We start from the raw sequence: 11,949 nt of genomic DNA on the forward strand, positions 1-11,949 counted from the left end.
TTGCTTCAGCATTACGCTTGGCGCACCGCGCGCGGTGGATGACACTTTTTCATCCACCGTTTGCGCTGGCTGTTCGGGCTACTGTCTATCGAAAGCCTCGCCGCTGAAGCGCCTCCCACGGGTGCGGTGGATGTTTTTGTGCCTGTGGGAGGGGCTTTCGGCTCTGGCATCCTGCTTCGCTCTGCCTCCTGCATCCATGCAGTCGTAGCCGCGACTGGGGGCGGGCAAAACCCCCGGATTTCATCAGGGCTACGAAAAACTTTTTCGCCCGCTGTAACGCCCGCATCCCTGCCTCGTCCATTGCTGCGAGGGCGCCAATCCGGCCCCGCATTCGAAACCGATGGAGAGATGCCATGAAACAACTCAATACCCTGACTGCCACCCTGGGCGCTGCGCTGCTGACTTCCATGGCGTTCACTGCCCATGCCGCGAGCAACCCCTTCGCGGCACAGGAACTGGCCAGCGGCTACAGCCTGGCCGCTGCCGAGAAGGCGCAGGAAGGTTCCTGTGGCGAAGGCAAATGCGGTGGCGAGATGAAAGGCGACGCAGAGGGCAAGTGCGGCGAGGGCAAATGTGGTGGCGAGAAAAAAGCCGACGCCGAGGGTAAATGCGGCGAAGGTAAGTGCGGCGGCGAGAAGAGCGAGTAAGGGCGCAGGGGAGGACGGATCATGCACCTCGCAAACCTCACTGGCGCCGGTCTCGGCCTGCGTCGCGGACTGCTCGCCGAGTTGGTCGGCGATGGTGCCAGCGGCGCCGACTTTCTCGAAGTGGCGCCGGAGAACTGGATCGGTGTCGGTGGCCGGTTGGGCAAGCAGTTGCGCGCCCTGAGCGAGCGCCGGCCGTTGCTGTGCCATGGTCTGTCCCTCAACCTCGGCGGCTTCGCGCCGCTGAACCTGGAGTTGCTGCACGCCATCAAGGGTTTTCTCGACGCGCATGGCATGTTGGCCTATAGCGAGCACCTGTCGGCCTGTGCCGACGACGGTCAGCTATATGACCTGATGCCCCTACCGTTTTCCGACGAGTCGGTGGCGCGCATCGCCGAGCGCGTGCGCATCGTGCAGGACGTGCTGGAGCGGCCGCTGATCATCGAGAATGTCTCGGCCTATGCACGTCTGCCTGGTGAGCTGGACGAGGCGGATTTCGTTCGCGCCGTGCTGGAGCGTGCCGACTGCCAGCTGTTACTGGACATCAACAACGTCTACGTCAACAGCCTGAACTTCGGCTTCGATGCCGAGGCCTATATTGCCGCGATGCCGAGTGAGCGCATCGCCTATTTGCACGTCGCCGGTCATTACGACCAGGCGGCAGACCTGAAGATCGACACCCATGGTGCGCCGGTGATCGACCCGGTGTGGGCACTGCTGAGCAGCGCTTACGCGCAGCATGGCGTACGCCCGACGCTGCTGGAGCGCGACTTCAACTTCCCGCCGCTGGCCGAGCTGTATGCCGAACTGGCGCATATCCGCAGCCTGCAACAGGCCGTGCAACCGCTGAGCAGGTACGGCACATGAGCGGCGTTCAGCAGCAGCGCGACTTCGCTGTACGTATTCGCCAGCCTGAGGCGCAGGCCTTGCTGCCGGGTGTCACGGCCGAGCGCATGGCGATCTACGAGGAGCTGTTCTTCAACAACGTCGCCAGCCTGGTGGGTGGTGCCTTTCCGGTGCTGCGCGGGGTTCTCGGAGCCGAGCGCTGGCAGCGGTTGCTGCGCGCGTTCTTCGCCGAGCATCGGGCGAGCACGCCGTACTTTCTCGAGATCAGTCAGGAGTTTATTGCCTGGCTGCAGCAGGGTTATCGCGCCGAGCCTGACGACCCTGCGTTCATGCTGGAGCTGGCGCATTACGAGTGGGTCCAGCTGGCGCTGGATGTCAGCGACTTGCAGTTGCCTGAGCGCGGTTGGTCGCCATTGGTCTGGCCGCTGGCGTATCGCTGGCCGGTGCAGAGGGTCGGTGCTGAACACTGCCCCACGCAGCCGCCAGCAGAGCCGACTTGCCTGCTGGTCTGGCGTGATCGCCAGGATCAGGTGCGCTTCATGCAGCTAGCACCGTTCGCCTATCAGCTGGCGCTGCGGCTGCAGGCCGGCGAGCCGCCTGTGCAGGCGCAGCTGGAGTTGGCCACGGCCCATGGCCTGGCCGCTGATCGCAACTATTTCGCTAACGCCCGCGCGCTGCTGGATGACTGGCAGGCGCGCGATATCTGGTTTCCGCATCCCGAGGACTGACCACATGATCACTTTGCTCAATCGCTTCCAGGACGCGCTGGAGGCTACCCGGCGCCTGGATTTTCTCGGCCCGCTGTTGCTGCGCCTGTATCTGGTGCCGGTGTTCTGGATGGCCGGCCTGCAGAAACTGTCCGATATCGACGCCACCGCGGCCTGGTTCGGTAACCCGGACTGGGGCCTGGGCCTGCCATTTCCCGAACTGCTGGCCTGGGCGGCGGCGCTGACTGAGGCCGGTGGCGCCATTCTGTTGTTGTTCGGCTTTGCCGTGCGCTGGATCAGCATTCCGCTGATCATCACCATGCTGGTGGCGATCTTCGCCGTGCACTGGCCCTATGGCTGGCAGGCGATTGCCGACCCATCCGCGCCCTTTGCCAACGAGCGCGTGCTGGCGGCGGCGGAGAAGATCGAACGGGCGCGGGCGATTCTGCGTGAGCACGGCAATTACGACTGGCTGACCGGCAGCGGCAAGTTCGTGGTGCTGAACAATGGCATCGAATTCGCCGCCACCTACCTGGTGATGCTGGTGGCGCTGTTCTTCAGCGGGGCAGGGCGCTGGTTGAGCATCGATTACTGGCTGGCGCGACGCTTCAGAATTTCCCGCTAGCCCAGCGGATTGTCCCGGCGCCGGCTTTCGCGAAACTCGCCCGGCGTCTGCCCGGTCCAGCTCTTGAAACTGCGGTGGAACGAGCGTGACTCGGTGAAACCGAGGTAGCAGGCGATGTCCTGGATCGCCAGATCGCTGCGCAGCAGGTAGTGCTCGGCCAGCTCCTGGCGCAGCTCGTCAAGAATCTGCTGGTAGCTGGTGCCGGCCTGCTGCAGGTGGCGCTGCAGGGTGCGCACGGTCATGTCGAACTTTTCCGCCACCCGTTCCTTGCGCGGCAGGCCGTCCTTGAGCAGCAGGCGCAGGGCGTTCTTTACCCGGCGCGGTAGCGGCTCGTTGTCGTCCAGACCGGCCATCAGGGTCAGGGCATGTTCTTCCAGCGTGCGCAGCAGGTTGGCGTCGGCCTGGCGCAGCGGCACGCCAAGGTAGTCCAGCGGCACCAGCAGGGCGTTGCAGGGTTGTTCGAATCGTACCGGGCAGCCGAACAGCTGCTGGTATTCAGCCAGGTCGGTGCCTGCCGGTTGCGCGTGTTCGAACCACACCTCACGCGGCGAGTGTTCGGAGTCGGCGATCCAGCGGGCGTACAGCAGCCAGGAGGCGAGCACGTTCTCGACCATATGGCGGCGCACGTCCGGTGCCTGATGACGGCAGCTCCAGATCAGCCGCATGTGATCCTCGGCGGCTTCGATACGGCTGGTGCCCATGTCGCCCACCAGTTTCTCGTAGGGCACGATGCGGCCCATGGCTTCGCCGAGGGTGGCGCAGTTCATGGCGATGTAGCCAAGCACGCTCCACGAGCCGGGCTGGACGAAACGCGCGGCGTGCAGGCCGAACAGGGGATCGCCGGACACCTCGATCAGATGCGCCAGCAGGCGCTCATGTACTTCGCTGGGCATGCGCTTGCCATTGTCGGCCAGGTCCTGCGAGGCAATGCCGGCAGCGGCCAGGGCGCGGTCGATGTCCAGGCCGAGCTGTTCGGCCTGACGCAGGTATTTGAGCAGGGCGGGAACCGAGGTATAGCCGAGGTTTTCCATGGATTCTTCTTGTTCTGGAGTGCCTGTCTTGATTGGCGATAGTGCTTGTCCCGATTCGACAGTGACGGAAATCGGCGGCTGGCTAGTATAGGCAGCCATAAGTGCTGATCGGAATGGGGGATGCGATGCGACGCTGGAACGGATGGGGTGACGAGGGGACCGAGGTGGAATTGCCGGCTCATGGCGAGGCTTTTCTCGCCGAACTGGTCGGGCCTGGCCAGCGTCTGGCCGATGCCAGCCTGCAGAATGTGCTGGCGCGCGTGCCGGCGTCGCGCCTTGCGCCGCATCCGCTGATCAGCGTGGATGCCGAAGTGCGCGTGCGCCACGCCCGTGGCCAGAGCCTGCCGGACTGGCTGGCGATGCGCTCCGGTGACTTCGGTCTGTTTCCCGATGGCGTCGCCTGCCCGGAAAGCGCCGAGCAGATCCGCGAGCTGCTGGCCTGGGCGCAACAGCATGACGTGACCCTGATTCCCTACGGCGGCGGCACTTCGGTGGCCGGCCACATTAACCCGCAGGCCGGCCAGCGCCCGGTGCTGACCCTGTCGCTGGAGCGCATGACGCGCCTGCTGGATATCGACGAGGACAGCCTGATCGCCACCTTCGGCCCCGGCGCCAATGGGCCGCAGGTAGAAAGCCAGCTGCGTGCGCGTGGCTATACGCTGGGCCACTTTCCGCAATCCTGGGAGCTGTCGACGCTCGGTGGCTGGGTCGCCAGCCGTTCCAGCGGCCAGCAGTCGCTGCGCTACGGGCGGATCGAGCAATTGTTCGCCGGCGGCAAACTGGAAACCTTCGCTGGCACCCTGGAGATTCCAACCTTCCCGGCTTCGGCGGCCGGGCCTGATCTGCGCGAGCTGGTGATGGGTTCGGAAGGGCGCTTTGGGGTGATCTCCGAAGTGCGCGTGCGCATCAGTCGCCTGGCCGAGCAGGAGCGTTTCTACGCGGTGTTCCTGCCCAACTGGCAGCAGGCGCTGAGCGCTATTCGCAGCCTGGCCCAGGCACGCGTGCCGCTGTCCATGCTGCGCCTGTCCAACGCCATCGAAACTCGTACCCAACTGGCCCTGGCCGGTCACCCGCAGCAGATCGCGCTGCTGGAGAAATACCTGGCCCTGCGCGGCGCCCGCGACGGCAAGTGCATGCTGACCTTCGGCGTCACCGGCAGCCGGGTGCAGAACGCCGCCTCGCTGAAACAGGCGCGGCGCCTGCTGAAAGGTTTTGGCGGCGTGTTCACCGGCACCCTGCTGGGCAAGAAGTGGGAGCAGAACCGCTTTCGCTTCCCTTATCTGCGTCATGGTCTGTGGGAGAGCGGCTACCTGGTGGATACCCTGGAAACCGCCTCCGACTGGTCGAACGTCGACAACCTGCTGAACAAGGTCGAGGCCAGCCTGCGTGACGAACTGGCCGCCGACGGCGAGCGGGTACACGTCTTCACCCACCTGTCGCACGTCTACGGCGAAGGTTCGAGCATCTACACCACCTACGTGTTCCGCCCCGGCAGCGACTACGCCGAGGCGATGGCACGCTGGCAGCGCTTGAAAGCAGCGGCCAGCCGCACCATCGCCGAGAATCGCGGCACCATCAGCCACCAGCACGGTGTCGGTCGCGACCACGCTCCCTATCTGGTGGCAGAGAAGGGCGAGCTGGGCATGGCCACGCTGCGCAGCCTTGCCACGCATTTCGACCCCGACCAGCGCCTGGCGCCTGGCGTGTTGCTGCAGGACTGAGCATGGAACCCTGGAACGCCACCTGGCGCATGCGCGCGCTGCCTGAGTTGGCTGCGCGCGACTGGGATCTGCTGGTGATCGGCGGCGGCATCTGCGGGGCCGGCATCCTCCGAGAGGCGGCGCGGCGCGGCTGGCGCTGCCTGCTGTTGGAACAGCGCGACTTTGCCTGGGGCACCTCTAGTCGCTCGTCGAAGATGGTGCACGGTGGCCTGCGCTACGTTGCCAAGGGCCAACTGGGGCTGACTCGCGACTCGGTGCGCGAGCGCGAGCGCCTGCTCGGCGAGGCGCCGGGGCTGGTGGAACCGTTGAGTTTTGTCATGCCGCATTACCGCGGCGGTTTTCCCGGGCCGAAGGTCTTTGGCGGCCTGCTCAGCCTGTACGACGCCCTGGCCGGAAAGCGCAATCACCTGTTCTATCCGCTGCAGCAACTGCGTTATCTGGCGCCGGGCATTCGTGAGGATGGCCTGCTCGGTGGCACGCGCTTCTTCGATGCGGTGACCGACGATGCCCGCCTGGTGCAGCGTGTGCTAGGCGAGGCGCGTGCCGAAGGCGGCGAGGCGCTCAATGGTATGCGCGTGGTCGAGTTGTTGCGCGAGGCGGGGCAGGTGGTCGGCGTGCTCGCCGAGGATGTGGAAACGGGCGAGCTATACCGCCTGCGCAGCCGCGCCGTGGCGCAAGCCACTGGTGCCTGGGCCGATCGCCTGCGTCAGCCTGGCAATGGTCGCATCCGCCCGCTGCGCGGCAGCCACCTGCTGTTGCCGAGCTGGCGTCTGCCGGTGGCGCATGCCTTCAGCTTTATGCACTCGGCCGATGGCCGGCCGGTGTTTGTCTTCCCCTGGGAAGGCGCAACGGTGATCGGCACCACCGATCTGGATCATGCTGACGAGCTCGATCATGAAGCCGCCATCAGCACCGAGGAGGTCGATTACCTGCTGGCCGCTTGTGCTCAGCAGTTTCCCACTGCACAGGTGAGCCGCGCCGACGTGCTGTCGACCTGGGCGGGCGTGCGTCCGGTGGTGAGCGATGGTGGCAGCGCACTGAAACCCTCCGATGAAAAGCGCGAGCATGCGCTGTGGATCGAGCCGGGCAGCGTGACGCTGGCCGGCGGCAAGCTGACCACCTTCCGCCTGCTGGCGCTGGAGGTGCTGCGTGCCTGCGCCGGATTCGTCGGCGAAGCGGTGGACGATCAGGGCGGCGCGGTCTTCGCTGCGAATACGCCGACACCGATGCCGACCTTGAGCCCGGCACAGCAACGCCGTCTGGCTGGGCGCCATGGTCGTCAGCTGGGTGAGGTACTGCGCTTGGTCGACGAAGTCGGCGCTGATTGCGTCGCCGGTAGCGACACCTTGTGGGCCGAACTGGCCTGGGCTGCCGAAGGCGAGCTGGTGCTGCATCTGGACGATCTGCTTCTGCGCCGCACGCGCCTGGGTCTGCTGCTGTTGGAGGGCGGCCGCGCCGAGCTGCCGCGTATCCGCGCACTGTGCCAGCAGCGCCTGGGCTGGAGCGATGCACGCTGGCAGAACGAAGAAACCAACTACCTGGCGCTATGGCAACGCTGCTATAGCTTGCCGGGTGCTGAATGATGACGTTGCCAAATATCCGTAGGAGCGAGCTCTGCTCGCGAAACTTTTGCGCCTCCCCCGTTCGCGAGCAGAGCTCGCTCCTACAGCAATACCGTGCATTCCAAGCAGAGGTCACACCTTGAGCGAACCAAGCTACCTGCTGAGCATCGACAACGGCACCCAGAGCGTGCGGGCGCTGCTGTTCGATACTCAGGGCAACCTGCTGGCCAAGGGCAAGGTCGAGCTCGACCCCTATTTCTCCAGCCAGCCTGGCTGGGCCGAGCAGGACCCCGAGTACTACTGGGCCAGTCTCGGCGAGGCCTGCCGCCAGCTGTGGCAGCAGGTGGCTATCGACCGCAGCCAGATCAAGGGCGTTGCCGTCACCACCCAGCGCGGCAGCATCATTCACGTCGACGAGCAGGGCACACCGCTTCGCCCGGCGATTCTCTGGCTCGATCAGCGTCGTGCCGAGGTGGCCGGGCGGATCAAGGGCCTGTGGGGCTGGCTATTCAAGCTGGTGCGCGCCGAAGAGGCGGTCGATCACTTTCGTGGCCAGGCCGAGGTCAACTGGGTCGCCCAGCACCAGCCGGAGATAGCAGCGCGCACGCACAAGGTGCTGTTGCTTTCGGGGTTTCTCACCCATCGCCTGTGCGGTCGCTTCGTCGATTCCACCAGCAGTTGCGTGGCCTACCTGCCGTTCGACTACAAGCGCCTGCGTTGGGCTACGCCTGGCGACTGGAAGTGGCAAGCGCTTAAGGTGCGCCGTGAGCAACTGCCCGAGCTGTTCAAACCGGGGGAACGACTGGGTCAGATCAGCGCCGAGGCCAGCCGCCATACCGGTATTCCGGAAGGCCTGCCGCTGATTGCTGCTGGCGCCGACAAGGCCTGCGAAGTGCTGGGTTCCGGTGCATTGGAGTCCAGCACGGCGTGCCTCTCGTACGGCACCACCGCGACCATCAACACCACACGCAGCCGTTATCTGGAAACCGTACGCCTGATTCCACCCTATCCTGCGGCGCTGCCGGATCACTTCAACACCGAGGTGATGATCTATCGCGGCTTCTGGATGGTCAGCTGGTTTAAGCGCGAGTTCGGCCTACGCGAGATGCAACGTGCCGAGGCGCTGGGCGTGTCGCCCGAGGCGCTGTTCGACGAGCTGGTCAACGCCGTACCGCCGGGTTCCATGGGGCTGATGCTGCAGCCGTACTGGACGCCGGGCATCCGTGAGCCGGGGCTGGAGGCCAAGGGTTCGATCATCGGTTTTGGTGATGTACACACCCGCGCGCATATCTACCGTGCCATTCTCGAAGGCCTGGCCTATGCGCTGCGTCAGGGCAAGGAACGTATCGAAAAACGTTCAGGCACCCGTATCGAGCGCCTGCGCGTTTCCGGTGGCGGTTCGCAGAGCGATGCGGCGATGCAACTGACGGCCGATATCTTCGGCTTGCCGGCCGAGCGACCGCACCTCTACGAAACCAGCGGGCTGGGGGCTGCGATCAACTGCGCGGTAGGTCTGGGCTTGCACCCGGATTACCCGAGCGCCATCGCCGCCATGACTCGGGTTGGTCAGGTGTTTCAGCCGAACCCGGAGGCCCAGCACGTTTACCAGCAGCTCTACGCGCAGGTCTATCAGCGCATGTACCGCCAGCTCAAGCCGCTGTACCAGCGCATTCGCAAGATCACCGGCTACCCGGCGTAGGGCATGCGGTGGGTGTATGGACGTAAGGCGTACCGGGACGCCGGCCGCTCGGAAGCAGTACGCCGCTGGACTTGTGTAGCACCGAGGAACAGTGAACTGTTCGCTTCGCTCCTGAGTCCGCCCTACGTCACTGGCTCCTACAAAAAAGATCGCCCTCCGTAATGGAGGGCGATGGTGTGTGCATCAGGCGACATCCACCAGCACGATCTCGCTGTCTTCCTGCGCCTCGATGCGGATCAACGCTTCATCGGCGATGGCCACGCCATCACGTGCCTTGACGTTCACGCCGTTGACGCTGAATGCACCCGTTGCGCCCACCAGGTAGGCTTTGCGACCCGGCTGCAGGGCGTACTCGGCGCTCTGTCCAGCCTTGACCGTGGCGGCCACCAGGCGTGCGTCGGTGCGGATACGCAATGCATCGACATCCTCCTCGTAACCGCTGGCCAGGGTGACGAACGATCCTGAGCGGTCGCCTTTGGGGAAAGGCTTGGCGCCCCAGGAGGGCGGTAGGCCAGCCTGGTTCGGCTGAATCCAGATCTGGAAGATTTTGGTGATTTCATCCTCCAGGTTGTACTCGCTGTGAGCGATGCCGGTCCCAGCACTCATTACCTGCACATCGCCAGCCTCGGTGCGGCCCTTGTTGCCCAGGTTGTCCTCATGGCTGATGGCACCTTCGCGAACGTAGGTGATGATCTCCATGTCGCGGTGTGGGTGCGGCGGGAAGCCTGAATGTGGAGCGATCTCGTCGTCGTTCCACACGCGCAGGCGGCCCCAGTTCATCCGCTCGGCGTCGTAATATTCGGCGAAGGAAAAGTGGTGACGGGCGTTGAGCCAGCCGTGATGAGCACCACCGAGTTGTTCGAACGGACGTACATCGATCATGGTCAATCCTCCAGTCGTGCGCGAGGTGAGTCCCGCGCAACGTCGATGGCGCTATGATCTATTCCGTTTAATCGATTTAAAAGCGCAATATTTACGGCTTTAATATCTATTAATTTGATTAATTTTCGCGAAGGCCAGGCACTAGGCTTTCGCTGATTCCTTCAAGGAGCAGTGCAATGCGCGAACGCAAAGCCTGGTTGATCCTGCATGGCAAGCAGGCGTTGAACGAAGAGGTGAGGACGGCCGTGAGCGGCCTGCGTGAGCGTGGCTGGGATTTGGCCGTGCGCCTGACCTGGGAAGGCGGGGACGCCGAGCGGCTGGTCGAGGAAGGGCTGGCTGCTGGTTACCCGACGCTGATTGCCGGTGGTGGTGATGGCACCCTGCGTGATGTGGTCGAAGCGCTGGTCAAGGCGCAGGCCGATGCGAGCCTGGCTCTGCTGCCGCTGGGCACGGCCAATGATTTCGCCCACGCTGCTGGCATACCGCTGACGCCGGCTGCCGCGCTGGCACTGCTGGAGGTCGAGCCGGTGGCCGTTGACGTGGGCATGGCCGGTGAACGCGCTTTCCTCAATATGGCCACGGGCGGTTTCGGCTCCAACATCACCGCCAACACGCCGGAGGAACTCAAGAAGGTCCTCGGTGGCGCCGCCTATCTGCTCACCGGGCTCAGCCGCTTTTCCGAAGTGCGTGCGGCCGCCGGTCGGTTTCACGGGCCGGACTTCGAGTGGCAGGGCGAATTCCTGGCATTGGGCATCGGCAACGGGCGCCAGGCTGGGGGAGGGCATCTGCTCTGTCCAGAGGCGACCATTGACGACGGCCTGCTGGACGTCTGTATCGTGCCGGCGGCGCAGGATGTGGTGAGCACCCTGGGCACATTGCTCTCGGGCGGGATGCATGGTGTGCAGAGCGTCGCGGTCAGCGCGCGGCTGCCCTGGCTGGAAGTGGAGGCGCAGGAAGGGCTGGATTTGAACCTCGATGGCGAGCCGATGGAAAGCAAGCGTCTGCGCTTCAGCGCACAACCTGGCGCGTTGCGTCTGCATCTACCCCGGCATTCGCCTTTGCTCGCTGGTCAGGCGCCTGGGGCTGAGGCATGATGGCGGCGCGCCAGCAAGGCTTCAGTATGCCGGCAGTTCGCCGATAACCCGAACGGCAGACTAGACTCAATCTATATACCTCGGAGCGCATGATGGCTGGCATCCTCGATTCAGTAGATCAACGCACGCAACTGGTCGGCGAGAACCGCCTGGAAATCCTCATGTTCCGCCTGGCCGGTCGGCAGTTGTTCGCCATCAACGTGTTCAAGGTGCAGGAAGTCCTGCAGATGCCCAAACTGACGTTGATGCCGCAGCGTCACCGCTTCGTCTGCGGTGTGGTCAACCTGCGTGGCCAGACCCTGCCGGTGATCGATCTGTCCCAGGCCATCGGCATGCGTCCGCTGGTGCCGGATGAGCGCAGCACCATCATCGTCACCGAATACAACCGCTCTGTGCAGGCCTTCCTGGTCGGCAGCGTGGATCGCATCCTCAACCTCAATTGGGAGTCGATCCAACCGCCGCCCGGTGGCGCCGGTCGTCAGCATTACCTGACCGCGATCACCAAGGTCGACGAGCAGATCGTCGAGGTCATCGACGTGGAAAAGGTGCTGGCCGAGATCGTGCCGATGAGCACCAAGGTCTCCGAAGAGAAACTTGCCGATCCGTTGCTGGAGAAGGCGCGCGGTCGTGAAGTGCTGCTGGTGGACGACTCCAGCGTGGCGCTGAGCCAGTTGCGCGACACCCTGACCCAACTGGGCATGCGCCTGCACATGGCGGGCGATGGTCTGAAAGCCCTGAACTTGCTGAAGAAGTGGGCGGATAGCGGCGAAGTGATGACCGACAAGCTGCTGATGATCTTCACCGATGCCGAAATGCCGGAGATGGACGGCTACCGCTTGACCAGCGAGATTCGCAACGATCCGCGCCTTAAGGACCTCTACGTCGTGCTGCACACGTCGCTGTCCGGCAGCTTCAACGAGGCGATGGTGAAGAAGGTCGGTTGCGACAACTTCCTCTCCAAGTTCCAGCCGGACAAGCTCGTCGACGTGGTACGTCAACGCCTCGAGTTGGACGAACCCCGCTAAAGTTGCTGGAGGGTGGGTGCAACCCGCCGAGCGTCGATGGCTGCCGGTGCCCGAGCGAGCGTTACTGATCTGCAAAATTTCCCGAGTTTTGTTGCTTGTGAGCATCGCCGTCA

General features: G+C 64.3%; 11 protein-coding genes. 9 read left to right on the forward strand and 2 right to left on the reverse strand.

What is annotated here, in order from left to right:
- Positions 1-353: 353 nt before the first annotated feature.
- The 4 genes from CXP40_RS17835 to CXP40_RS17850 are packed head-to-tail and all read left to right on the forward strand — an operon-like array spanning position 354 to position 2,822.
- The gene (locus CXP40_RS17835; protein WP_013714751.1) at positions 354-647 is read left to right on the forward strand and encodes a hypothetical protein; all 294 of its coding nucleotides are present in this window, start codon (positions 354-356) and stop codon (positions 645-647) included.
- Positions 648-668: 21 nt separating this feature from the next.
- Positions 669-1,511 carry a DUF692 domain-containing protein gene (locus tag CXP40_RS17840; protein ID WP_106734854.1) on the forward strand — a complete coding sequence of 281 codons (843 nt, stop codon included), beginning with the start codon at positions 669-671 and terminating at the stop codon, positions 1,509-1,511.
- Positions 1,508-2,218 carry a DUF2063 domain-containing protein gene (locus CXP40_RS17845; RefSeq protein WP_106734855.1) on the forward strand — a complete coding sequence of 237 codons (711 nt, stop codon included), beginning with the start codon at positions 1,508-1,510 and terminating at the stop codon, positions 2,216-2,218. The genes CXP40_RS17840 and CXP40_RS17845 overlap by 4 nt, the downstream gene beginning before the upstream one ends.
- Before the next feature lie 4 nt (positions 2,219-2,222).
- Entirely contained in the window at positions 2,223-2,822 is a 600-nt protein-coding gene (locus tag CXP40_RS17850) for a DoxX family protein (protein ID WP_106734856.1), read from the forward strand.
- Here the strand turns inward: CXP40_RS17850 and CXP40_RS17855 are convergent.
- Entirely contained in the window at positions 2,819-3,853 is a 1,035-nt protein-coding gene (locus tag CXP40_RS17855; protein ID WP_106734857.1) for an AraC family transcriptional regulator, read from the reverse strand. The two genes, CXP40_RS17850 and CXP40_RS17855, sit on opposite strands and share 4 nt — an antisense overlap.
- 125 nt (positions 3,854-3,978) lie before the next feature.
- Between CXP40_RS17855 and CXP40_RS17860 the strand changes: the two genes are divergently transcribed.
- The 3 genes from CXP40_RS17860 to CXP40_RS17870 all read left to right on the forward strand — a co-directional run bounded on the left by CXP40_RS17860 (position 3,979) and on the right by CXP40_RS17870 (position 8,835).
- The gene (locus tag CXP40_RS17860) at positions 3,979-5,574 is read left to right on the forward strand and encodes an FAD-binding oxidoreductase (RefSeq protein ID WP_106734858.1); all 1,596 of its coding nucleotides are present in this window, start codon (positions 3,979-3,981) and stop codon (positions 5,572-5,574) included.
- Between the two features lie 2 nt (positions 5,575-5,576).
- The gene (locus CXP40_RS17865; protein WP_106734859.1) at positions 5,577-7,157 is read left to right on the forward strand and encodes a glycerol-3-phosphate dehydrogenase/oxidase; all 1,581 of its coding nucleotides are present in this window, start codon (positions 5,577-5,579) and stop codon (positions 7,155-7,157) included.
- 118 nt (positions 7,158-7,275) lie between these two features.
- The gene (locus CXP40_RS17870) at positions 7,276-8,835 is read left to right on the forward strand and encodes an FGGY-family carbohydrate kinase (RefSeq protein ID WP_106734860.1); all 1,560 of its coding nucleotides are present in this window, start codon (positions 7,276-7,278) and stop codon (positions 8,833-8,835) included.
- 183 nt (positions 8,836-9,018) lie between these two features.
- Here the strand turns inward: CXP40_RS17870 and CXP40_RS17875 are convergent, their stop codons facing one another.
- A complete protein-coding gene (locus CXP40_RS17875; protein ID WP_106734861.1) occupies positions 9,019-9,717 on the reverse strand; it encodes a pirin family protein in 699 nt (232 codons plus the stop codon).
- A gap of 176 nt (positions 9,718-9,893) precedes the next feature.
- Here CXP40_RS17875 and yegS point away from each other — a divergent pair, with 176 nt between their 5' ends.
- Both yegS and CXP40_RS17885 read left to right on the forward strand, forming a co-directional pair.
- Positions 9,894-10,811: a lipid kinase YegS gene (gene yegS, locus CXP40_RS17880; protein WP_106734862.1), complete on the forward strand. Its 918-nt coding sequence runs from the start codon at positions 9,894-9,896 to the stop codon at positions 10,809-10,811.
- A gap of 92 nt (positions 10,812-10,903) precedes the next feature.
- Positions 10,904-11,836, forward strand: coding sequence for a chemotaxis protein CheV (locus CXP40_RS17885; protein ID WP_099526458.1), 933 nt, complete (start codon positions 10,904-10,906; stop codon positions 11,834-11,836).
- Positions 11,837-11,949 lie beyond the last annotated feature (113 nt).

This window comes from Pseudomonas sp. YY-1, from assembly GCF_002843095.1.
In the GTDB taxonomy this organism is placed as follows: Bacteria; Pseudomonadota; Gammaproteobacteria; order Pseudomonadales; family Pseudomonadaceae; genus Aquipseudomonas; species Aquipseudomonas sediminis_A.

Excerpts from the sequence above, each read along its gene's own strand:
- CXP40_RS17835 (WP_013714751.1), top strand. The coding sequence starts at position 354 with ATGAAACAACTCAATACCCTGACTGCCACCCTGGGCGCTGCGCTGCTG.
- CXP40_RS17840 (WP_106734854.1), top strand. The coding sequence starts at position 669 with ATGCACCTCGCAAACCTCACTGGCGCCGGTCTCGGCCTGCGTCGCGGA.
- CXP40_RS17845 (WP_106734855.1), top strand. The coding sequence starts at position 1,508 with ATGAGCGGCGTTCAGCAGCAGCGCGACTTCGCTGTACGTATTCGCCAG.
- CXP40_RS17850 (WP_106734856.1), top strand. The coding sequence starts at position 2,223 with ATGATCACTTTGCTCAATCGCTTCCAGGACGCGCTGGAGGCTACCCGG.
- CXP40_RS17855 (WP_106734857.1), bottom strand. The coding sequence starts at position 3,853 with ATGGAAAACCTCGGCTATACCTCGGTTCCCGCCCTGCTCAAATACCTG.
- CXP40_RS17860 (WP_106734858.1), top strand. The coding sequence starts at position 3,979 with ATGCGACGCTGGAACGGATGGGGTGACGAGGGGACCGAGGTGGAATTG.
- CXP40_RS17865 (WP_106734859.1), top strand. The coding sequence starts at position 5,577 with ATGGAACCCTGGAACGCCACCTGGCGCATGCGCGCGCTGCCTGAGTTG.
- CXP40_RS17875 (WP_106734861.1), bottom strand. The coding sequence starts at position 9,717 with ATGATCGATGTACGTCCGTTCGAACAACTCGGTGGTGCTCATCACGGC.
- yegS (WP_106734862.1), top strand. The coding sequence starts at position 9,894 with ATGCGCGAACGCAAAGCCTGGTTGATCCTGCATGGCAAGCAGGCGTTG.
- CXP40_RS17885 (WP_099526458.1), top strand. The coding sequence starts at position 10,904 with ATGGCTGGCATCCTCGATTCAGTAGATCAACGCACGCAACTGGTCGGC.